This window comes from Neisseria subflava, assembly GCF_024205745.1.
GTDB classification, from domain to species: Bacteria; Pseudomonadota; Gammaproteobacteria; order Burkholderiales; family Neisseriaceae; genus Neisseria; species Neisseria flavescens_B.
The window spans coordinates 1680847-1703462 of sequence record NZ_CP073117.1 but is presented as its reverse complement, the minus strand read 5'-3'; the positions used below and the strand labels follow the sequence as shown (position 1 = coordinate 1703462).

General features: G+C 50.1%; 24 protein-coding genes. 16 read left to right on the top strand and 8 right to left on the bottom strand.

Annotation, left to right across the window (positions count from 1 at the left end):
• Positions 1-192: 192 nt before the first annotated feature.
• On the bottom strand, positions 193-816 hold the full coding sequence (locus KCG55_RS08170) for a lytic transglycosylase domain-containing protein (RefSeq protein ID WP_254322706.1): 624 nt from the start codon (positions 814-816) through the stop codon (positions 193-195).
• Between the two features lie 172 nt (positions 817-988).
• On the opposite strand from KCG55_RS08170, the gene ppx reads away from it, so the two are divergent.
• The 4 genes from ppx (at position 989) to KCG55_RS08150 (ending at position 4587) form a co-directional block, all read left to right on the top strand.
• Positions 989-2497, top strand: coding sequence for an exopolyphosphatase (gene ppx / locus KCG55_RS08165; protein ID WP_254322705.1), 1509 nt, complete (start codon positions 989-991; stop codon positions 2495-2497).
• Between the two features lie 87 nt (positions 2498-2584).
• On the top strand, positions 2585-2956 hold the full coding sequence (gene rbfA, locus KCG55_RS08160) for a 30S ribosome-binding factor RbfA (RefSeq protein WP_003685554.1): 372 nt from the start codon (positions 2585-2587) through the stop codon (positions 2954-2956).
• A gap of 67 nt (positions 2957-3023) precedes the next feature.
• On the top strand, positions 3024-3938 hold the full coding sequence (gene truB / locus KCG55_RS08155) for a tRNA pseudouridine(55) synthase TruB (RefSeq protein ID WP_254322704.1): 915 nt from the start codon (positions 3024-3026) through the stop codon (positions 3936-3938).
• 22 nt (positions 3939-3960) lie between these two features.
• Entirely contained in the window at positions 3961-4587 is a 627-nt protein-coding gene (locus KCG55_RS08150; protein WP_254322703.1) for an NAD(P)H-hydrate epimerase, read from the top strand.
• A 49-nt stretch (positions 4588-4636) separates the two neighbouring features.
• Here KCG55_RS08150 and KCG55_RS08145 read toward each other — a convergent pair whose 3' ends face one another.
• Positions 4637-4996 (bottom strand): CrcB family protein, encoded by a 360-nt coding sequence (locus KCG55_RS08145; RefSeq protein WP_188209460.1) that lies wholly within the window; start codon positions 4994-4996, stop codon positions 4637-4639.
• 81 nt (positions 4997-5077) lie between these two features.
• Positions 5078-5755 (bottom strand): energy-coupling factor ABC transporter permease, encoded by a 678-nt coding sequence (locus KCG55_RS08140; protein WP_188209459.1) that lies wholly within the window; start codon positions 5753-5755, stop codon positions 5078-5080.
• Positions 5756-5919: 164 nt separating this feature from the next.
• Here KCG55_RS08140 and KCG55_RS08135 point away from each other — a divergent pair, with 164 nt between their 5' ends.
• The 4 genes from KCG55_RS08135 (at position 5920) to KCG55_RS08120 (ending at position 10749) form a co-directional block, all read left to right on the top strand.
• Positions 5920-8973 (top strand): DNA translocase FtsK, encoded by a 3054-nt coding sequence (locus tag KCG55_RS08135; protein ID WP_254322702.1) that lies wholly within the window; start codon positions 5920-5922, stop codon positions 8971-8973.
• A gap of 337 nt (positions 8974-9310) precedes the next feature.
• Entirely contained in the window at positions 9311-10003 is a 693-nt protein-coding gene (gene aqpZ, locus KCG55_RS08130) for an aquaporin Z (RefSeq protein WP_188209457.1), read from the top strand.
• Between the two features lie 147 nt (positions 10004-10150).
• Positions 10151-10483, top strand: coding sequence for a hypothetical protein (locus tag KCG55_RS08125; RefSeq protein WP_004520787.1), 333 nt, complete (start codon positions 10151-10153; stop codon positions 10481-10483).
• Positions 10471-10749: an NF038104 family lipoprotein gene (locus KCG55_RS08120; RefSeq protein WP_254322701.1), complete on the top strand. Its 279-nt coding sequence runs from the start codon at positions 10471-10473 to the stop codon at positions 10747-10749. The genes KCG55_RS08125 and KCG55_RS08120 overlap by 13 nt, the downstream gene beginning before the upstream one ends.
• 59 nt (positions 10750-10808) lie before the next feature.
• On the opposite strand, the gene radC is transcribed toward KCG55_RS08120, so the two are convergent.
• Entirely contained in the window at positions 10809-11483 is a 675-nt protein-coding gene (radC, locus tag KCG55_RS08115; RefSeq protein WP_063067883.1) for a RadC family protein, read from the bottom strand.
• Positions 11484-11959: 476 nt separating this feature from the next.
• Here radC and KCG55_RS08110 point away from each other — a divergent pair, with 476 nt between their 5' ends.
• The 6 genes from KCG55_RS08110 to KCG55_RS08085 all read left to right on the top strand — a co-directional run bounded on the left by KCG55_RS08110 (position 11960) and on the right by KCG55_RS08085 (position 18113).
• Positions 11960-13084 carry an ABC transporter ATP-binding protein gene (locus KCG55_RS08110; protein WP_003746147.1) on the top strand — a complete coding sequence of 375 codons (1125 nt, stop codon included), beginning with the start codon at positions 11960-11962 and terminating at the stop codon, positions 13082-13084.
• A 15-nt stretch (positions 13085-13099) separates the two neighbouring features.
• Positions 13100-14065, top strand: coding sequence for an ABC transporter permease subunit (locus tag KCG55_RS08105; RefSeq protein WP_070823533.1), 966 nt, complete (start codon positions 13100-13102; stop codon positions 14063-14065).
• Complete coding sequence (locus tag KCG55_RS08100; protein WP_063076460.1) at positions 14065-14952, top strand: ABC transporter permease subunit; 888 nt, start codon at positions 14065-14067, stop codon at positions 14950-14952. The genes KCG55_RS08105 and KCG55_RS08100 overlap by 1 nt, the downstream gene beginning before the upstream one ends.
• A 149-nt stretch (positions 14953-15101) precedes the next feature.
• A complete protein-coding gene (locus tag KCG55_RS08095) occupies positions 15102-16397 on the top strand; it encodes an NAD(P)/FAD-dependent oxidoreductase (RefSeq protein WP_254322700.1) in 1296 nt (431 codons plus the stop codon).
• 108 nt (positions 16398-16505) lie between these two features.
• Positions 16506-17456, top strand: coding sequence for a thioredoxin-disulfide reductase (gene trxB, locus KCG55_RS08090; protein ID WP_254322699.1), 951 nt, complete (start codon positions 16506-16508; stop codon positions 17454-17456).
• A gap of 171 nt (positions 17457-17627) precedes the next feature.
• Positions 17628-18113, top strand: coding sequence for a DUF4189 domain-containing protein (locus KCG55_RS08085; RefSeq protein WP_188209450.1), 486 nt, complete (start codon positions 17628-17630; stop codon positions 18111-18113).
• A gap of 72 nt (positions 18114-18185) precedes the next feature.
• Here the strand turns inward: KCG55_RS08085 and KCG55_RS08080 are convergent, their stop codons facing one another.
• The 4 genes from KCG55_RS08080 to KCG55_RS08065 form a co-directional block, all read right to left on the bottom strand.
• Positions 18186-18626, bottom strand: a complete 441-nt coding sequence (locus KCG55_RS08080; protein ID WP_003682952.1) for a hypothetical protein — start codon at positions 18624-18626, stop codon at positions 18186-18188.
• A 71-nt stretch (positions 18627-18697) separates the two neighbouring features.
• Positions 18698-19144 (bottom strand): SsrA-binding protein SmpB, encoded by a 447-nt coding sequence (smpB, locus tag KCG55_RS08075; RefSeq protein ID WP_003679566.1) that lies wholly within the window; start codon positions 19142-19144, stop codon positions 18698-18700.
• A gap of 84 nt (positions 19145-19228) precedes the next feature.
• Positions 19229-19444, bottom strand: coding sequence for a branched-chain amino acid ABC transporter (locus KCG55_RS08070; protein WP_254322698.1), 216 nt, complete (start codon positions 19442-19444; stop codon positions 19229-19231).
• Positions 19445-19521: 77 nt separating this feature from the next.
• A complete protein-coding gene (locus tag KCG55_RS08065; RefSeq protein ID WP_002217533.1) occupies positions 19522-19725 on the bottom strand; it encodes a cold-shock protein in 204 nt (67 codons plus the stop codon).
• 256 nt (positions 19726-19981) lie between these two features.
• Here KCG55_RS08065 and clpS point away from each other — a divergent pair, with 256 nt between their 5' ends.
• Both clpS and clpA read left to right on the top strand, forming a co-directional pair.
• A complete protein-coding gene (gene clpS, locus KCG55_RS08060) occupies positions 19982-20293 on the top strand; it encodes an ATP-dependent Clp protease adapter ClpS (RefSeq protein WP_003679561.1) in 312 nt (103 codons plus the stop codon).
• Between the two features lie 3 nt (positions 20294-20296).
• Positions 20297-22576 (top strand): ATP-dependent Clp protease ATP-binding subunit ClpA, encoded by a 2280-nt coding sequence (gene clpA, locus KCG55_RS08055; protein WP_254322697.1) that lies wholly within the window; start codon positions 20297-20299, stop codon positions 22574-22576.
• Positions 22577-22616: the final 40 nt, after the last annotated feature.

Below are 22616 nucleotides of genomic sequence, written 5' to 3'. Positions count from 1 at the left end.
TTCAGACGGCCTTAAGTTTGCGAAAGGCCGTCTGAAAGTGTGAATTAACAGATTCTCTGATTATACAGGATTCAAAGGAATTGCATGGGGTCAAATCGCAAGCCATTTATCGCAAACCTGTTTTATCGATATAAAACAGTTTCAACAGAAACCAACGTCACGCAAGATCTACCCTATCCCATTTATCCCGAATCAACCCCACTGCCATCTATTTCGCCACGCACCTAACACGGCGTTCGGATATTTATTACTGCCCAAACTGCCGTTAAACCTTGCCAAAGCGCGGACAATATTGCCTTTTTCGATATTATTGTAATGGCGCAGAATGGTGCAGCCATAGCGCAAATTGGTGCGGATGTCGAAAAGGTTGTGCGACGGATTACCGATATAACTTTTCCAAAACGGCATCACCTGCATCAAACCGCGCGCGCCCACGCCGCTAATCGCATATTGGCGAAACGCGCTTTCCACTTCAATCAAACCCAAAATCACTTGAGTGTTGAGGCCGGCACGACTGCTTTCGTATTGAATATTAACCAACAGGCGGCGACGCTCGCCCTCATCGGGAATAAAGCGTGCCAATCGGGAAGACATCGCTGCCAACCAACGTTCCCCTTCCCTCAAATCGGCAAACACCAGCCGCGCTGGGCTGGCGCTATTAATCGAACTGCGCATTACGGAAGCCACATCATCGGCCAGCGTTTCTTCACGTTGCGCCCCCGCCCATGCGGTCGCAGGTGTCAAAAGCATGGCTCCGCCGACTTGCAACAGGCGGCGGCGCGATAAAAATAAGGAATCTTGGTTTTCCGATTTCATGTGTTTTCTCTTTTTAGGCCGTCTGAAAAGTTCAGACGGCCTTTGATATATTGGCTTAAAATCGGCATTATAAAATACATCTATGAGCAGAATCAAAGAGCTGTATAGCTTTTATTGTCAAGTGATACCGCCTCAAGTAACATTTAGGTTTTTCTAATCAACGGTATTTTTTATGACCACCACTCCCGCCAACGTTTTAGCCTCCGTCGACTTGGGTTCCAACAGTTTCCGCCTGCAAATTTGTGAAAACAACAACGGCCAGCTGAAAGTCATCGACTCGTTCAAACAAATGGTTCGCTTTGCCGCCGGCTTGGACGAACAAAAGAACCTGAGCGAAGCCTCTCAAGAACAAGCCTTGGAATGTTTGGCGAAATTTGGCGAACGCCTGCGCGGATTCCAGCCTGAAAACGTGCGCGTGGTGGCCACCAACACTTTCCGCGTCGCCAAAAACATCGCCCAATTCCTGCCCCGTGCCGAAGCGGCGCTGGGTTTTCCCATCGAAGTCATTGCCGGCCGTGAAGAAGCGCGTCTGATTTACACCGGCGTAGTGCATACCCTGCCGCCCAAAGGCGACAAAATGCTGGTTATCGACATTGGCGGCGGCTCGACCGAATTCGTCATCGGCTCGGATTTGCAACCGCTGATCACAGAAAGCCTGCCTTTGGGCTGCGTAACGTACAGCATGCGCTTCTTCCAAAACAAAGTGACCGCCAAAGATTTCCAAGCCGCCGTTTCCGCCGCGCGTATCGAAATCCAGCGCATCAGCAAACTGATGAAGCGTACCGGTTGGGATTTCGCCATCGGTACGTCCGGTTCGGCAAAATCCATACGCGACGTTTTGGCGGCCGAATTGCCGCAAGAAGCCGACATTACCGCCCAAGGTATGCGTTATCTTGCCGATAGGATTATCGAAGCCGGTTCGGTTAAAAAAGCCAAATTTGAAAACCTCAAACCCGAACGCATCGAAGTTTTTGCGGGCGGATTGGCCGTGATGATGGCCGCTTTTGAAGAACTCTCGCTAACCAAAATGACCGTTACCGAAGCCGCCCTCCGCGACGGCGTGTTCTACGACTTAATCGGCCGCAGCCTCAATGTCGACATGCGCGAACAGACAACGGCCGAATTCCAAAAACGCTACCACGTCAGCCTCAACCAAGCCAAACGGGTTGCCGATACCGCGCAAGCCTTTATGAACAGCCTGTGCCACGCCAAAAACGTAACCGTTCAAGAGCTTGCCCTGTGGAACCAATACCTCAGCCGCGCAGGCCGTCTGCATGAAATCGGTTTGGATATTGCCCATACCGGTTATCACAAACACTCCGCCTACATTCTCGAAAACGCCGATATGCCGGGTTTCTCACGCAAAGAGCAAACCATTTTGGCGCAGCTGGTTATCGGCCATCGCGGCGACCTTAAGAAAATGGCGGACATTATCGGCAGCAACGAAATCATGTGGTGTGCTGTGTTGTCCCTGCGCCTGGCCGCCCTCTTCTGCCGCTCGCGCCTGCCGCTTGATTTGCCGCCGCAAACCCAGCTTCGCGTCGATGAAAACAACCACAGCTTTATCCTGCGCATCAGCGCACAATGGCTGGAGCAACACCCCCTCATCGCCGATGCGCTGGACTACGAAAGCGCGCAATGGCAAAAAATCGATATGCCTTTCTCGGTTCAAGCACAATAAACCGTGCTCCGTTATAATAGGTAGCTTTTCAAAATCCAAACCGCAGGCCGTCTGAAAACGACAGCCTGCCATACATCAAGGAAAACCATGAGAAAACCCCAACGCGGCTACGCCCGCCAAGACCGTGTCAAAGAACAAATCATGCGCGAACTTGCCGAACTCGTCCGCACCGGCCTGAAAGACCCGCGCGCAGGCTTCATCACCATTAACGAAGTAGAAGTCACCCGCGACTACAGCCACGCCACCGTGTTCTACACTGTCCTCGACGACAGCACACGCGACATTACCGAAGAAGCTTTGGAACACGCCAAAGGCCATTTGCGCAGCGAATTGGCCAAACGCATCAAACTCTTCAAAACGCCCGAACTACACTTCAAATACGACGAATCACTCGAACGCGGCATGAGCATTTCTAGCCTGATCGACCAAGTGGCGGCGGAAAAACCGGTTGAAGACTGATTGATTAAAACACGCAGGCCGTCTGAACCCTTTCAGACGGCCTGAACATTAATATTCCCTAATTAATATGACCAATAAACCCACCAAACGCCCTGTCAACGGCGTTCTTCTCCTCGACAAACCCGAAGGCCTTTCCAGCAACACAGCCCTGCAAAAAGCGCGACGCTTGTTCCGTGCCGAAAAAGCCGGGCATACCGGCGTACTCGATCCTTTGGCCACAGGGCTTTTGCCTGTTTGCTTCGGCGAAGCGACCAAGTTCGCCCAATATCTGATTGATGCCGACAAAGCCTATACGGCCACGCTGAAACTGGGCGAAGCCAGCAGTACGGGCGATGCAGAAGGTGAAATCGTTGCCACCGCACGCGCCGATATTTCATTGTCCGAATTTCAGACGGCCTGCCAAGCGTTAACAGGCGATATCCGCCAAGTGCCGCCGATGTTCTCCGCCCTCAAGCACGAAGGCAAACCGCTGTACGAATACGCACGCAAAGGCATCGTTATCGAACGCAAAGCGCGCGATATTACGATTTACTCCATTGATATCACTGAGTTTGATGCACCCAAAGCTGTGATAGACGTACGTTGCAGCAAGGGCACTTACATCCGCACCCTCAGCGAAGACATCGCCAAACACATCGGCACATTCGCCCACCTGACCACCCTGCGCCGTACCGAAACCGCCGGATTTACCATTGCCCAAAGCCACACGCTTGAAGCCTTGGCCGAATTGGACGAAGCCGAACGCGATGCCCTGTTGTTGCCTTGCGATGTCTTGGTGCAACATTTCCCCAAACTGGAGTTAAACGACTACGCCGTTACCATGCTCAAACACGGCCAGCGCCCCCAGTTTACCGAAGACATTTCCGCCGAGCAGCCCATCCGTGTGTACAGCCGAGACGGCGCATTTATCGGACTGGTCGAATATCAAAAAGAAATAGGCCGTCTGAAAGCCTTGCGCCTGATGAATACCACCGACAAATAACTTCCTGCAAAGAGAGCCGATCATGAAAGTCTATACCGCCGCCCAAATGCGTGAACGCGAGCAAGCAGCCGTCGATAAAGGCACAAGCTTCGACCAACTGATGGAAAACGCCGGCAGCTCTGCCGCGCAAGACCTGATGCGGCGCCATCCTCAAGCCGGACGCACCCTGATCGTTTGTGGCAAAGGCAACAACGGCGGCGACGGCCTAGTCATGGCAAGATATATGCAGGCGCAAGGTTGGCATATCGATATTCTGTTTTCACTCGGTGAAAACCTCTCCCCCTTGGCTCAAACCAATCGCGAACGCCTTAACGGTTTGCCCCATATTGAATTTATTACCAAGCAAGAGCTGGAAGGCCGTCTGAAAAACGGCTACGACTTCATTATCGAAGGCATATTCGGCACAGGCTTCAGCGGCGCGCTTCCAGCAGAAATCGCCGTCCTCTGCCGCCAACTCAATCATTCAGACGGCCTGAAAGTCGCCCTCGATATTCCCACCGGCCTCAACTGCGACACCGCCGAAGCCGATCCCGACACATTCCGCGCAGACCTGACCTACACCTTTGCCGCCTACAAACCGGCACACTTAAGTGAATCCGGCAAAACCTATTGTCAAGAAACTGTCTGTTTACCTATTGGCATTGATTAAATGCCTATAAAAAATAACAGGGTGCTATTTTGCACCCTGTTGTTTTTGTTTACTTCCAAATCTGCGCCAATTTAATCCCCAGCGCCGTCAAACCAAACGAACCAAAAACATGCAGACAGCTTGCCATCGCAGCCATGCCCCAACGTTGCGCCTGCATCAAACCCACCATCTCCACTGAAAAACTTGAAAATGTGGTCAAGCTGCCGAGAAAGCCGGTAATCCAAAGCAAACGCCATTGCGGATCGGTTAAGAGTTCCGCCAACACACCAATCAGCAGCGCGCCCAGCCAGTTTGCCGCCAATGTACCGATAGAAAAAGGCGCAGAAGACACCAGCACCAAGCCAAACAACCAACGCAATACAGCTCCGACAGCAGCACCGCAAACAATAGGAAAAATATAAGCAAACATAACAAGTTAAAAATTCAATTCAAAAACAGGTCATTCGGACATTTAGGCCGTCTGAAGACCAAGCAAGGATACCTTCATATCTTATTGCCAAATCTTAGGCGCGGATTTCAAATACCTGTCGTCATCGAAAGTACAAATCCATTGCGGCTTGAGCGCGATAAAAATGGCTGTTGAAATACCGCTCAAAAATGCCTCTGCCCAAGCGATTAAGAAGAAAACAGGAAAGGCAGTTTTCCACAATACCGATGTATCAAACACATCCACCCAGTCCAACAAACCGACCAAAATTACGCCGGTAAACACCATTCCGACAGCCGCAGCCCAAAAACCATTCAGAAAAATAAAGATAAAGATATTGGCAGGCAAACGCGACACCCAATAGCGAAAACCCAAGTTCACCAACAAAGGCGGAAGCAATACAGACAAGGCATTAATGGGGAACATATGCCAATCGCCCCAAAGCCACAAATATGGAAGAAAAAACAATACGCCAAGGCAGAACGCAACAGAAGTGCCCAGCATTAAAGCCGTCAGGTTTAAAGCAAGCAGATGATAGCTCATGCCGGCCAGTTGTCCGCTTTCCGGGGAAGCATTCAAACTCCAAGCCAGCGGCAACATCACGGCAGCCACCAAAAATGCGGAACGATGCTGCGATACCGACACCCATGCCTGCTTTGCGCACAAAGCAAAAATCACCAGCAACACAGGCCATGCCGCCATCACGACACCAACGGGAAACCATCCGTTTTGAAAAATCATCATCTCATCCGCAAAATGTTCAGACGGCCTATTATACGCGTCTCAAGCCATAGCTTTGACAATCCTGTCTGCCTTTGCCGTTAAAGCTTGTTTCGGCTGGTTTTGTTTACCCGAAAAAAGCGTTAGAATAACGGACTTTGCCGTTTAATTAAGGGGATGGACGCATGCTTTGGACAATATTGGCTTTAATTCTGCTGGCTGTCATAGCCGGCTTGTTCTGGTGGCGCCAGAAACAAGAGCAAAAGTGGCGCCAAGAATTGGCCCGACTCAGTGGCGACGAACAAGAAATAAACGAAGAAAACAGCCCGGTCGGTTTTTCCGACCAACTGGAGAGCCTGAAACGTTTGTTCAGCATGAACAAGCGAACTGCCGACAACCATAAAATCGCCCGCATCCGCCTGCTTTCCGCGCTCGAACACAATAAAATGCAACGCGCCGAAACAGAAGAAGAGCACACAACAGAGCCAGTTGCCGAAGAGCCGGAACACATCGCAGCTGCCGAAGAAGAAATCAAAATTGCGCCTAAAACCCGCAAATCTGCCAAACCGGAACGTATTCCCAAAATCACGCCGTTTGCACAAATGGAAACGCCCGAATACAGCCCGTCTTTGGTGCAAAACAGCAATTTTGAAGAAATCACATTAGAAGAAGCCACCCGTTCCCTGCATGAAGCTGCGGTTGAAGAATGGAACGAGTATCTGGCCGAAAAAAATGCGCCGATTTACAAAGACGAAGTCGAAACTCCATTATTGCGCGCCTCATCCCTGCCGATGACAGGCATGGAAATCATCGACTACAACGACCCTATCTTGCGCCGCACACGCGAACGTGCTTTAGCGCGCGCCAATAATGTCCGCGTGGCAGAAGCCAATGCGCCGCATATCGAAACCGTTCAGACGGCCTTAAGAACTGCCGAAAAAGAAGCCATCCTCCCCTATACTTCCATGCAGGCATTCCCTTCTGAAATCCAAGCGAAAGATATTCACGACAACCTTGCCCGCCGTACCGCCGCACGCCACAAACTGGCCGCGGCCGTCGCCCCTTTGCGCGATTACTCTCCGCGCACCATCGAAAATGACGAAATTCTGGCCAACTTGGGACAAATCAGCCGTCCTGCCAGCCTGCGCCGTCAAGTTCGCCATACCGAAGCGGCCGCCGAAAGATGGGCACGTAAACAAGCTGCCACGGAAGCTGTTGCACCACAACCTACCGCACCGGCAACGCCGTCCCGTCCGAAACCGGCTATGCCTGTTAAAAAATCCTCTTATATCTCCCGACCTGCCGCACCAAACGCAACCGTAGTCGAGCCGCCTGCCGTACCGGTTGTCCCTATGGCTAAAACCGATATTCCCGAGCCGCCTGTTTTCCAAACCTCGATTGCGCCGATTGATATCCCCGAGCCGCCTACTTTTGAACATAAAATCCAAGTGCCGATTTTTGATGCACAAGTCAATGCGCACGTCAGCAATCAGCCTGAACGCAGTATCCACGATTATTTAATCAGTGAATCTGCCGTCGAAGAAACAGAGTTTGATAGTGAGCCGGAAGCAACTGTACAACCGGAAGCAGAAGCTATTCAAGCGGTTGAACCTATTGAACCCGTTGAATCTGTTGAAACAATCGCAAGGCCGTCTGAATATACACAAACAGTCGTTGAAACGCCTGTTCAAACCGTAGAACCAAGCATTCAAGAGAATACACCAAGCATAGCTATTCCAACTTCGGCAACACTTACCGAGGCATACCTGCCGACTACCGCTCTGCTTCTGCCGCCGCAGTTTGACCCAAGCGCCTCGCAAACTGAAGAACAGTTGCTGGAAAACAGCATTACCATCGAAGAAAAACTGGCGGAGTTCAAAGTCAAAGTCAAAGTGATGGACTCCTATTCCGGCCCGGTCATTACGCGCTACGAAATCGAACCTGATGTCGGCGTGCGCGGCAGTGCCGTTTTGAACCTTGAAAAAGACTTGGCGCGCTCGCTTGGCGTGGCTTCCATCCGCGTGGTGGAAACCATCCCCGGCAAAACCTGCATGGGCTTGGAATTGCCTAATCCGAAACGCCAAATGATCCGCTTGAGCGAAATCTTCAATTCGCCTGCGTTTACCGAATCCAAATCCAAACTGACCCTCGCGCTCGGCCAAGACATTACCGGCCAGCCTGTTGTGACTGACTTGGCCAAAGCGCCGCATCTGCTGGTTGCCGGTACAACCGGTTCGGGTAAATCCGTAGGCGTGAACGCCATGATTCTGTCCATGCTCTTCAAAGCAACGCCGGAAGACGTGCGCATGATTATGATTGACCCGAAAATGCTGGAGCTGAGCATTTACGAAGGCATTCCGCACCTGCTTGCCCCTGTCGTGACCGATATGAAGCTGGCAGCAAACGCCCTGAACTGGTGCGTCAACGAAATGGAAAAACGCTACCGCCTGATGAGCTTTATGGGCGTGCGCAACCTTGCCGGTTTCAACCAAAAAATTGCCGAAGCCGCCGCGCGTGGCGAAAAAATCGGCAGCCCGTTCAGCCTCACGCCTGAAAATCCTGAACCATTGGAGAAACTGCCATTTATCGTGGTCGTGGTAGATGAGTTTGCCGACTTGATGATGACTGCAGGCAAGAAAATTGAAGAACTGATTGCCCGTCTTGCCCAAAAAGCCCGTGCAGCCGGCATCCATTTGATTCTTGCCACTCAACGCCCAAGCGTGGATGTCATTACCGGCCTGATTAAAGCCAATATTCCGACACGCATTGCTTTCCAAGTGTCCAGTAAAATCGACAGCCGCACGATTCTTGACCAAATGGGTGCGGAAAATCTGCTCGGCCAAGGCGATATGCTGTTCCTGCCGCCCGGCATCGTCTATCCGCAACGCGTACACGGCGCATTCGCATCAGACAACGAAGTACACCGCGTCGTGGAATACTTGAAACAATTCAGCGCACCTGACTATATCGACGATATTTTGAGCAGCGGTTCCACTGAAGACTTTACCGGCACCAGCCGTAGCAACGACAGCGACCTCGACCCTATGTATGACGAAGCCGTTTCCGTTGTCTTAAAATCGCGTAAGGCCAGCATTTCCAATATCCAACGCCAACTGCGCATCGGCTACAACCGCGCCGCCCGCCTGATTGACCAAATGGAAGCCGACGGTATTGTTTCCCCGGCGGAAAACAACGGCAACCGCACCATCTTGGCGCAAAGCAGCGACCATCTGGATTAATTTATCCTCGCTTAAATCAAGGCCGTCTGAAAACTTTCAGACGGCCTTTTTAAATCAGATAATGGGTTCAGAGATTTTGATCAAATTAATAATCTGTAAATAATATTACCTACAAAATCAAATGCTTTTGCATTAACGGCATTTGCCTCGCTATTAAATAAACCCAGCCTCAATAACAAAACTCGACCTGCCAGATATATCCCTATTCATTTGTCGCCATTTTCAGACGGCCTTTTGTCAAGACCGGAAAAAACAGATAAATCCATTTTTCGATTAGAAACAATATTATTATGATTCATGCCTTCGGCAACACCCCACCCTTTACGAGGAAAAACAAATGAAAAAATATTTTGCAGAATTTTTCGGCACTTTCTGGCTGGTATTCGGCGGCTGCGGCAGCGCGGTTTTGGCAGCAGCTTACCCAGAACTTGGCATTGGCTTTACCGGTGTCGCTTTAGCATTCGGTTTGACCGTACTGACCATGGCTTACGCTGTCGGCCACATTTCCGGCGGCCACTTCAACCCTGCCGTTTCCGTCGGCCTTTTCATCGGCGGCCGTTTCAACGGTAAAGACTTGTTGCCTTACATCGTATCCCAAGTGATCGGTGCGATTGCTGCTGGCGTTCTGTATCTGATTGCTTCCGGTAAAACCGGTTTTGATGCTGTTGCTTCCGGCTTTGCCAGCAACGGTTTCGGCGAGCACTCTCCTAACGGTTACGACATGATGGCGGCTTTGCTGATCGAATTCGTACTGACCGCATTCTTCCTGATCATCATCATGGGTCCTACCGACAAACTGGCTCCGGCCGGCTTCGCTCCTATCGCCATCGGCCTAGGTCTGACCCTGATTCACTTGATCAGTATTCCTGTAACCAATACTTCCGTTAACCCTGCACGTTCTACCGGTGTTGCCTTGTTCCAAGGCGGCTGGGCTGTTGAACAACTGTGGTTGTTCTGGTTGGCTCCTATTGCCGGCGCAGCAGTTGGCGCGGCTATTTACCGCTTCGTTTTGGCTAACGACGACAAATAATCTTGACGGAATGACATTTCCGGTGCGGCTGACACTCTAAACTGACCGCACCCAAGTTGCCGAGACACAAACGCACCGCCTGACTCAGACGGTGCGTTTGTTTTCACCATGTTACAATACTTCCTTTTCCCACATTCTCAAACCATCATGCAAACCTTACCTTTTCAAACCGATATCGCTGCCAGAATGCTGGTCAATACCGAAAACGAAACCATCCATCCCGATGCCGTATTCGTACAAACTCAAAACGGCTATTGGATTGCTTGGCACGACCAACAAGCCGCCCTGCTTGCCCCCGACACACCACCCGATATTCCCTGCTTTTGGGTAGAAGGCGCAGAAAGCTTGGAAGAGCTGGTAAGCATGGTAGAAAACGGCGAATTTGACGAAGTTGAAGAATTTGACGGCGATGATGATGCTTGGCAAGAAGCACTCGGATGCGGTCATCATCACGAAGGACACTGCGGATGCAGTCATTGAGATGCACAAAACGCCTGATTCCGGCACTTGCCCTTTGCCTGACGCTTAACGGCTGCGTTGTAGGTGCGGCTGTCGATTTGGCCGCCACAACCGTCCTGACTGCCGGAAAATTGGTTGTCAAAGGAACGGGGGCAGTGATTGATGCCGCCATTCCCGACAGTAAAAAAAACAAGGATAAAGAAAAAGAGAAGAAAAAGAGCAAAGAAAAGCCAAAATCGGAAGAAATCATCTATAAGGAAGAGTCCTCCGACGAAGTAACGCAATGATGCTTCAGACGGCCTCAGCAAGGTAACCAATCCTACTGAGGCCGTCTGAACATTCATCCTTACATATAGCCCTGTTCGCGCAAAGAGCAGGTTTCTTTTGCCGTTACGATAAAATGGTCCAACAGCGTAATATCAACCAAACTTAAAGCCTGTTTCAAACGCTCTGTAAACTGCACATCAGATTCAGACGGCCTTGCCGAACCGCCCGGATGATTGTGTGCCAAAATCAAACTGTCGGCATATTCATCCAATGCCAATTTGACGATTTCACGAATATAAACCGTATTTTCCGCCACCGTACCGCGCGACAATTCCCGTACCGCAATCAATTGATTTTGACGGTTGAGGAGCAAAGCAACGCTGACCTCGATTTTTTCATGTCCAAGATGCAGGCGCAGATAATCCGCAACCGATTTCGGGTTTGACAAAACAATCTGCTCCTGCAAATCTTCACCCAAAATCCGCCGCCCGATTTCTTTGACCACGGCAAATTGAGTATAGCTCGCCAAACCCATGCCCTTATAGGCAGCGAGTGTTTTGGCATCCGCACTCATCAACTTCCCCAAACTGCCAAACTCGCTTAACAAATAACGCGCCAAATCGACCGCGCTCATACCGCGCGTTCCGACACGCAACAAAATCGCCAGCAACTCCGCATCGCTCAACGCCGCCGCACCGTGCGCCAAGAGCTTCTCGCGCGGTCGCTCCCCTTCGGGCCATTCTTTGATACTCATGTTTTCCCTTTTATTTATATAGCGGATTTAGTTTCAATTCTGAGCAAAACCGCCTCGCCCGATATAAAACGTCATCCATTATGGTTTTAGCAAATAAATTCAATTTGCTTATTTTATTCTATTTTAAATAATTTTTTAAGACATATGAATAAAATTACCACTCCTTTGTGCAGAAAAACAACGTTACCCATTTTCGCTATCCTGTTCCCCTGCCTGCCTTTCCTTTCCTATTTGTTTCAAATCAGCCGATACAAGCAATTTCATATTGCCCCTATGAGGCTTAGGCTAATATAATATCGAGTTTGCCGAGAGCAAAAGCTTAGGCTTAAACTGCTTTCTATCCACGCTGCCCGTGCGCTTTACAAGAGTTTCAGACGGCCTCCGTCCGACTCCCGCCAGCAATCAAACAGCTTTTTATCACCCATTCGAAAATCCGTTTTGCCGGTACTCGTCTTTCTTTTTGGAGTATTGCCATTATGACCGCAACCACTGCGTCTTCAGCCAAACCTTATCTGCAAATCCAAGGCTTGGTGAAAAAGTTTGGTGACAATTACGCTGTCGATAACATCGACTTGGACATTTACCAACATGAAATCTTTGCCCTTTTGGGCAGCTCAGGCAGTGGCAAATCCACGCTGCTGCGCATGTTGGCAGGCATGGAAAGCCCCAATCAGGGCAAAATCATTCTCGACGGCCAAGACATTACCAAGCTTGCTCCGTACGAGCGCCCAATCAACATGATGTTCCAAAGCTATGCCCTGTTCCCGCACATGAGCGTTGAACAAAACATCGCTTTCGGCCTGAAACAAGACAAAATGCCTAAAGGCGAAATCGACGCCCGCGTCGAAGAAATGCTGCGTCTGGTACAAATGACCAAATACGCCAAACGTAAACCGCACCAACTCTCCGGCGGCCAGCAACAACGTATCGCCTTGGCACGCAGCCTGGCGAAACGTCCTAAAATCCTGCTGCTTGACGAACCTTTGGGCGCACTCGATAAAAAACTGCGCCAACAAACCCAACTGGAATTGGTCAACACGCTGGAACAAGTCGGTGTAACCTGCATCATGGTTACCCACGACCAAGAAGAAGCGATGACGATGGCTACCCGTATCGCCATTATGTCCGACGGCCAATTGCGCCAAGTCGGTACGCCTAGCGATGTGTACGATTACCCTAACAGCCGCTTTACCGCCGAATTTATCGGCGAAACCAATATTTTTGACGGTGTCGTCATTGACGACCGCGCCGATTTCTCCATCGTCAAATGTGACGGCTTGGAAAACCACGTCCGCATCGACCATGGCTTGGGCGTTCCGAACGACCATGAAATTTGGATCAGTATCCGCCCTGAAGACATTGATTTGCACAAAGAGAAACCGGAACACTTAGGCGCGCACAACTGGGCCCAAGGTACAGTCAAAGAAATTGCCTATCTGGGCAGCTTTGCGATTTACCACATCAAACTTGCCAACGGCCGTGTCGTTAAGAGCCAAGTTCCCGCACCTTATTGGTATGTGCGCAACATTACGCCGCCGACTTGGGACGAGACCGTCTATATCAGCTGGCCTGAAAACCAACCTACGCCTCTGTTCAGTTAATTTGAGGGAAATGCAATGGACCTTAAAAAACTGAAAAATAAACTATTCCGCCGCCCCGGCCAGCGTGCAGTTATTGCCGTGCCGTATATTTGGCTTTTGATTTTGTTTCTGATTCCGTTCGCCATCGTATTGAAAATCAGCTTTGCCGAACAAGAAATCGCCATTCCGCCATTTACGCCGTTGACGACGATTGATGAAGACTTAGGCCGTCTGAACATTGCCATCAGCTATCAGAACTATGCCGACATCTTCCAAAACTTTTGGAATACGCTCAATCCGTTTGGCGACAGTGAAAACAGCAATATCTATTTGATGACCTACTGGTCTTCGATTAAGACTGCGCTGACGACAACCATCATCTGCCTGTTGATTGGTTATCCGACCGCTTATGCCATTTCACGCGCCAATCCGGCTGCGCGCAACGGCCTGCTGTTGGCAATCATGTTGCCTTTCTGGACCTCTTTCCTGTTGCGTGTTTACGCATGGATGGGCTTATTGGGTCACAACGGCATCATCAACAATTTCTTAATCAAATATGGAATCATCAGCGAGCCTTTAGACCTGTTCTATAATGCTTTTTCACTGAATTTGGTGATGGTTTACGCCTATTTGCCGTTTATGATTTTGCCGCTGTACACACAACTGGTAAAACTGGACAACCGTCTGCTCGAAGCCGCTTCCGACTTGGGCGCAGGTCCGATCAAATCCTTCTTTACCATTACCCTGCCTTTATCCAAAACAGGCATCATCGCAGGCTCTATGCTGGTCTTTGTTCCGGCCGTCGGCGAATTTGTGATTCCTGAATTGGTGGGCGGTTCTGAAAACCTGATGATCGGTAAAGTCTTGTGGCAGGCATTCTTTGACCAAAACAACTGGCCGCTGGCTTCTGCCGTCGCCGTTGTCATGGTTGCCCTGCTGGTTGTACCAATTGCCCTGTTCCAGCACTATGAAAACCGCGAATTGGAAGAAGGAGGCAAATAATGCAGAAAACCAAATTATCCTGGTTCTTGAAACTGATGCTCCTGCTCTCGCTGGCATTCCTCTATATTCCGCTGGTGGTTTTGGTCGTCTATTCTTTCAATGAATCCAAGCTGGTTACCGTTTGGGGCGGTTTTTCAACCAAATGGTACGGCGCATTGATGGAAAACGACACCATCTTGGAAGCGGCTTGGCTGTCATTGCGTATCGCCATCGTTTCCTCGCTTGCCGCAGTAGCACTCGGCACATTGGCTGGTTACGCCATGGCGCGTATCAAGCGCTTCCGCGGCAGTACCCTGTTTGCCGGTATGATTTCCGCGCCTATGGTGATGCCTGATGTGATTACCGGTTTGTCCATGCTGCTGTTGATTATTCAGGTGCAAATGTTCCTGCAAGGCAGTGAATTGCTGCAATCGCTCTACTTCGATCGAGGTTTCTTCACCATCTTCCTCGGCCACACCACGCTTTGCATGGCGTACATTACCGTCGTTATCCGCTCGCGCTTGGTGGAATTGGATCAATCTTTGGAAGAAGCGGCTATGGACTTGGGTGCCCGTCCACTGAAAATTTTCTTCGTGATTACCCTGCCGCTGATTGCCCCTGCGATTGCTTCCGGCTTCCTCTTGGGCATTACCCTGTCTTTGGACGACTTGGTGATTACCTCCTTCCTGTCAGGCCCGGGTTCATCGACATTGCCGCAAGTGATTTTCTCCAAAATCAAACTTGGCCTTGACCCTCAGATGAACGTTTTGGCAACCATCCTGATCGGTATCATCGGTACGCTGGTGATTGTCGTCAACTATTGGATGATGCGTCAGGCAACCAAACGGGAACGCGAGGCTGCCGAAGCCTACCGCCAAGAAAAATTGGCAGCCGAGAAAGCCGCCTAATATGCAGACAGGCTGTCCGATAAAGTGTCGGAACAGCCTGTTTTATTAACTGCATCTTATCCTTTCAGACGGCCTGAACCCAAACCCACATTCCAGGCCGTCTGAAAACCTATTTTCAATGAAGTAAAAACCAACCTAAAGCTCAAATCATGATTAATCCCAGCTTCAAAGAATACCTTCCTTCCTACTATGTCAGCACAGCCAATCCACATCCTTCTTATCCGACTCTTGAAGGCCGTCTGAAAACTGAAACCTGCGTTATCGGCGGCGGCCTGTCCGGCTTATGCACCGCCCTACCGCTTGCCGAAAACGGCCATGAAGTCATCGTACTTGAAGCCGCCCGTATCGGTTTCGGCGCATCAGGCCGAAGCGGCGGACAAGTCATCAGCGACTTTGCCTGCGGCATGGAAGAAATCGAAAAACAAGTCGGTTTGGAACAGGCCCAATGGTTCTGGCAGCAATCTCTGCAAGCCGTTGAACTGGTTAACTCGCGCATTCAAAAACACAACATCCAATGCGATTGGCAACGCGGCTACGCTACCGTCGCCGTCCGTCCTCAGCATTGGGAAGAATTGCAACAATGGCACGAACACGCCCAAAAACATTATGGCGCAAGCCATTACCAGCTTTGGGATAAAGCCACGCTGAAGCAGCAACTTGCCAGCGATATGTATCAAGGCGCGCAATTTGATCCTTTATCCGGCCACTTACACCCGCTCAATTACACCCTAGGCATTGCCAAAGCGGCAGCAGATGCAGGCGCACAACTTTTTGAGCAATCCCCGATGACGCGTATCGAGCCATGCGATAACGGCTGGCTGGTACACACGCCCAATGGCAGCGTTGAGTGCAAAAACCTCGTTTATGCCGTCAATACTTATGCAGGCTTACACCCGAAATTCAAAGTATTGGAACAAAAAGCCATTGCAGTCAGCACCTTTATCATCGCCACCGAGCCTCTGGGCGAACGCGCCAAAGACTTGATCCGCAACAATATGGCCATCTGCGACAACCGCCACGTCCTCGACTACTATCGCCTCAGCGCCGACGGCCGCCTGCTCTTCGGCGGCAAAGACAATGAGTTTATCGATGATCCTGACCGCATGACCGAACTCGTCCGCCAAGATATGCTGAAAGTTTTCCCGCAACTTGCCGATGTCAGAATCGAGCATTCTTGGGGTGGCGAATGCGACATCACGCGCAACCTCGCCCCACATTTTGGCCGCCTCGCCCCTACCGTTTTCTACGCCCAAGGCTATTCCGGACACGGCATGGCGATTACCGGCATTGCCGGTTTGGCGATTGCCGAAGCCATCATGGGCGATGACGGCCGTCTGAAACCTTTTGAGCAACTACGCCACAGCAATATCATTACCCAGCCTTTCCTGCGCAAACTCGGTTCTTTCCTCGGCTCAAAATATTATCAATGGAAAGACAGCCACTAAACCCAAGCAACAAACATATTTCAGACAGCGGCAAATTCAAGTAAAATTCAGGCCGTCTGAAAGCTTAGATACGACAAAATTCAATCATTTATCAGCAAGGAAACCATCATGAGCAACCATCATAAACTCATCATCCTCGGCTCCGGCCCTGCCGGCTATACTGCCGCCGTCTATGCCGCCCGTGCCAATCTCAACCCTGTGATCATTACCGGCGTTGAACAAGGCGGACAACTGATGACCACCACCGAAGTGGACAACTGGCCTGCCGATGCCGAAGGTGTACAAGGTCCGGAACTGATGGCCCGTTTCCAAGCCCATGCCGAACGCTTCGGCACCGAAATGATTTTCGACCAAATCCATACCGTTGATTTGCAAAACCGTCCGTTTACCCTCAAAGGCGATATGGGCGAATACACCTGCGATGCGCTCATCGTTGCCACCGGCGCATCCGCCAAATATTTAGGTTTGCCAAGCGAAGAAACCTTTGCCGGCAAAGGCGTTTCCGCCTGCGCAACTTGCGATGGCTTCTTCTATAAAAAACAAGATGTTGCTGTAGTAGGTGGTGGTAATACCGCTGTGGAAGAAGCCCTCTACCTTGCCAATATCGCCAACACCGTTACCCTGATTCACCGCCGTGACAGCTTCCGCGCCGAGAAAATCATGGTGGACAAACTGATGCAACGCGTCGAAGAAGGCAAAATCATCCTCAAGCTCAACAGCTCGATTGATGAAATCTTGGGCGACGAAAGCGGCGTTACCGGTGCACGCCTGAAACACAATGACGGCAGCACTGAAGAAATCGCTGTCAAAGGCGTTTTCATCGCCATCGGCCACAAACCCAACACCGATATCTTCAAAGGCCAACTCGATATGGATGAAACCGGCTACCTGAAAACCAAAGGTGGTACCGGTGACAATGTCGGCGCAACCAATATCGAAGGCGTATGGGCGGCAGGCGACGTCAAAGACCATACCTACCGTCAAGCCATCACCAGCGCAGCTTCCGGCTGCCAAGCTGCGCTTGATGCCGAACGTTGGCTCGACCGCCACGGCGTATGAGCCTCTAAGCTACGCCCTATTCTTTAAAACATAATCAAAAGGCCGTCTGAAATTTCAGACGGCCTATAATCTATCTGCCACACTCAAATATTCATTTTAAAAGCAAATTTATATCAAATAAGTACTTTTGCTTTATAATAACGACAAATACCCAACAAACAGGGAACGAACATGAAAAAAACACTAACGACACTTATCCTTTGCGCACTGACTCCTGCCGCCCTGGCTGCCGATACTTACGGCTACCTGGCGATGTGGCAAAACCCTGCCGACAGCAATGAAGTGCTGCAAATCAAAACCACCAAAGAAAATGCCACCCAACTGGATGCGACAGCCGAACTCGAAACATTCTGTAAAGGCCAAGATGCCTTAGCCGGTATCAGCGCAGGTCAAGCAACAGGCTGCAAAACGGTTGTCCCTCTGCACAACACCTGTATCGCTGTTGCCTACCCTAAAGCCATGGGCAAATTGACTGCTCAAAACGTAGTGGCCATTACCTCCCCACGTTTCAAAACCGTGCATCAAATTGCCTTGAACCAGTGTATCAAAAAATACGGCTCACAAGGACAATGTGCTTTAGAAACAGTCTATTGCACTTCCGAAACCTACTACCAAGGTACGGTCAGAACCCTTTGGGAAAAAATCAAATCCATTTAAGGCTGTCTGAAAATAAAACCGGCTTGCCCGATATTCTCCATATCATGGCAAGCCGGTTTTTTATTCTGGCTTTTATTTGCTGTTTTTTTCCAACAGCTTGGCCACAACGCCTTCAGCCTGTTTCACCAAATCAGGGTTGGTTCGGAAGTGGTTCTCATCATTCAAAGAGTAGCTGACAGTAGAAACCGCATACTTGGTGCTTCTCAACACAAATACGCCTTTACGCAAGATTTCATTATTGCCTTTGGTTTTGTAACGCAGGTTATACGGGCAAGAAGAATCATACAGTTTGCCGCGGTTATCCGCTGTCACAATAGTGCTGCCAATGCCGCGCTTTGCCAAAGCTTTAGACAAAGCACGATCCAAATCATGCGGTCTTACTTTTGCATTTTGAATGATGCAGACATGTTTGATGCTGGTCAGCTCTTCAGGTTTCAATACTCTTTGTTCCGTAGTGGAACACGCGCCCAGCAACAATACGGCTGAAGCCGCCGCTAAAATCATGGTTTTCATCTGTTTTCCTTTTTAAAATTTTCAAACAATAAATATTCAGACGGCCTTTATGTAAAGGCCGTCTGAAAAAATCAACGTACGTTTTTCATCAAACGCTGTTTCTCACGCTTCCAATCCGCTTCTTTCAGGCTTTGGCGTTTGTCATGCTGTTTCTTACCCTTGGCCAAACCGATTTCCACTTTGATTCTACCGCGGGTGTAATGCAGGTTTAAAGGCACAATCGTATAACCGGCGCGTTCGGTTTTACCGATTAACTTGTTGATTTCCGATTGTTTCAACAACAACTTACGCGGACGGACAGGGTCGGGTTTGACGTGTGTCGAGGCAGTGGGCAATGCGGTAATGTGGCAGCCCACCAAATAGAATGCGTCTTTTTTCCAGTAGATATAGCTTTCTTTTAATTGCACACGTGCAGCGCGGATGGCTTTGACTTCCCATCCCTCCAATACTATACCGGCTTCGATTTGGTCTTCGATAAAGAAATCGTGAAAGGCTTTTTTATTATTGGCAATACTCATTATGCTGATTCTTTACAAACTTTTCAGACGGCCTATTTTATCAGGCATGCTTAAAAAATAAAACGGCAAACGGTTTTGAAACGTTTATTCGCTTAAAACATGGCGGCGGTAAAAGCGGTCTATATCGGCAATGGCTTTTTCATCTTCAGGGCGTAAATCCAATTTCAAATCGGCAAGGCGGATCAAGATTTGGTCTTCACGCTCGGCAACGGCGCAGCTAACTTCGCCTTCGCTGCGGAAATAACGGATAAGCTCGTCTAGCTGCTTTAAAGCATTTTGATAAGATGAATTTTGATTCATAATTTTTGACTCGAACGCCCATAAAAAATGGCGGGAAACCCCGCCATGATTTTACGGCTTTTACGCCGCGCATTTGATTAAGCAGCTTGAATGTTAGCAGCTTGTTTGCCTTTAGGGCCGGTGGTTACGTCGAAAGACACGCGTTGGCCTTCTTTCAGGGTTTTGAAACCTTCCATGTTGATCGCTGAGAAGTGAGCGAACAAATCTTCGCCACCTTCATCAGGAGTGATGAAACCAAAACCTTTAGCGTCGTTAAACCATTTTACGATACCGGTTGCCATTAGAAACTTCCTATACTTAAAAATTAACAAAATCAGCAAAACAAGGCATACAGCAAACTAAAACGTTCAGCGTTTCTCCCCCGTATTGTATACGCGGTCGAGTGCCAACTTCTGCTTAACCGTCTTTTTACATTTGTTAAGACAAAACGTCAAGCTATGTTTTCAAAAAAGTGGGAAAATAGAAAAAAATTGCCGAAATACAACAGAAAACGGTTTGCAATCAAAACAAGCCGTCTGAAAACTGAAACCTAAGATTATGAACCATCCGAATACCGACCACCAATCCGATACTCTGCTCAGCGATATCAACACACAGCCGCCGAAACGTTACGGCGTATTTTTATTGAACGACGATTACACCACCATGGAATTTGTTGTCGAAATCCTGACCGAAGTCTTTATGCTTGCACAGGAACAGGCAGTGGCCGTCATGTTGCTGGTTCACCACGAAGGCAAAGGCCTGTGCGGCACCTACACGCGCGATATTGCGCAGACCAAGCAGCATCAGGTCATGGAACGTGCCAAAGCTGAAGGGCATCCGCTCAAATGTATAGTCGAAGAGGTTTAAATCATGCTTTCACCCGAATTGGAACATATCCTGCAACTGCTCTACCGTGAAGCACGCAACGCCCGTTATGAGTTTATCAGCTTGGAACACCTGCTTTTGGTGCTGATAGAAGAAGATGCGGCGGTACCGAACGTCTTGAAACTGTGTGGTGCGGATTTGAAAGTCCTGTCCGAGCAGCTTGCGGCCAGCGTTGCAGAAAATACGCCGCAAATTCCCGATCATCTTCTGGATACGGTCGAAACCCAGCCGACATTAGGCTTCCAACGCGTCATCCAACGGGCGATGGTGCATACCCAGTCTGCCGGCAAAGCCGCAGTAGAGCCTTTGGATATTTTGGTTGCCATGATGAGCGAATCCGAAAGCCATGCCGTTTATTTCCTCAAATTGCAATCCATTACGCGCTTTGAAGTCTTGCGTTGTATTGCCCATGGCTCGCCCGATGACGAGGATGGCAATGATTCAGACGGCCTGGGACGCGAGGGTGAGGAAGCGGAACAAAAAACCGGCTCCCTTTCCGACTACACCGTCAACCTCAACGCCGAAGTCAAAGCCGGCCGTATCGACCCTTTGATTGGTCGCAAACACGAAATGGAACGGCTGGTGCAAATCCTATGCCGCCGCCGCAAAAACAATCCGCTTTTGGTCGGCGAAGCTGGCGTGGGCAAAACCGCGCTGGCAGAAGGTTTGGCACACCAAATCGTCAACGGCGACATCCCCGACGCGCTTAAAGATGCCGAAGTGTATGCGCTGGATATGGGTTCGCTTTTGGCAGGCACGAAATACCGCGGCGACTTTGAAGCTCGGGTCAAATCCGTCTTGAAACAGCTCGAAAAAATCCCTCACGCCATTTTGTTTATCGACGAAATCCACACCATCATCGGCGCGGGCAGTACCAGCGGCGGCACAATGGACGCGTCCAACCTGCTTAAACCCGCATTGGCGAAAGGCTCATTGCGCTGTATCGGCGCAACCACTTACGACGAATACCGCACCATTTTCGATAAAGACCACGCATTAAGCCGCCGTTTCCAAAAAATCGACGTGGTCGAACCTACCGTTTCCGAAACCGTACAAATTCTGCGTGGCTTGAAACCGATGTTTGAAGATTTCCATCAAGTCCGCTATACGCAAGGCGCACTTGAAGCCGCTGCCGAACTCTCCGCACGCTACATCAACGAGCGTTTCCTGCCCGACAAAGCCATAGACGTGATGGACGAAGCAGGCGCGGCGCAACGGATTTTGCCCAAATCCAAACAGAAAAAAGTCATTGGTAAAGCACAAATCGAAACCGTCATCGCCAAAGTCGCACGGATTCCCGAAAAAACCGTGTCGCACGACGACAAACAAGTGTTGCAATTCCTCGGCCGTGATTTGAAAAACATGGTTTACGGTCAAGAAAATGCCATCGATGCGTTGGTTGCCGCCGTCAAAATGTCGCGTTCCGGCCTCGCACTGCCCGACAAACCGATAGGCAGCTTCCTCTTCTCCGGCCCGACCGGCGTCGGCAAAACAGAAGTCGCCAAACAGCTTGCCTACTCGATGGGCGTACCGCTGCAACGCTTTGATATGTCCGAATACATGGAACGCCATGCCGTATCGCGCCTCATCGGCGCGCCGCCGGGCTACGTCGGCTTTGAACAAGGTGGCCTTTTGACCGAAGCCGTCAACAAACAGCCGCATTGCGTGTTGCTCTTGGACGAAATCGAAAAAGCCCACCCCGACATTTTCAACGTCCTCCTGCAAGTCATGGACGCAGGCAAACTGACCGACAACAACGGTAAGAGCGCCGATTTCCGCAACGTCATTCTGATTATGACTACCAACGCAGGCGCGGAAAGCCTCAGCCGCCCCAGCCTCGGCTTTACTGCCAAACGCGAACGCGGCGACGAAATGCAGGCAATCAACAAACTCTTCACGCCCGAGTTCCGCAATCGCTTGGACGCGATTATCCCGTTTGCACCCTTGTCCGAGCCCATCATCGCCAAAGTCGTGGACAAATTTCTGCTCCAGCTCGAACACCAGCTCCTCGACAAAAAAGTCGAAGCCGAATTCACGCCGGCATTACGCAAATATCTGGCAGAAAAAGGTTTTGACCCGCAAATGGGCGCACGCCCAATGAACCGCCTGATTCAGGAAAAAATCCGCAAACCGCTCGCCGACGAACTCCTGTTTGGCAAACTCGCCGAAGGCGGCTTTGTGCTGATAGACTGGGATGCTGCGAAAGAAGAAGCCGTGTTGAAGTTTAAGAAAAGCAAGGTTAAACCTGAAACAGAAACTGTTTAACCGACTGAAAAATAAAAGGCCGTCTGAAATTTCAGACGGC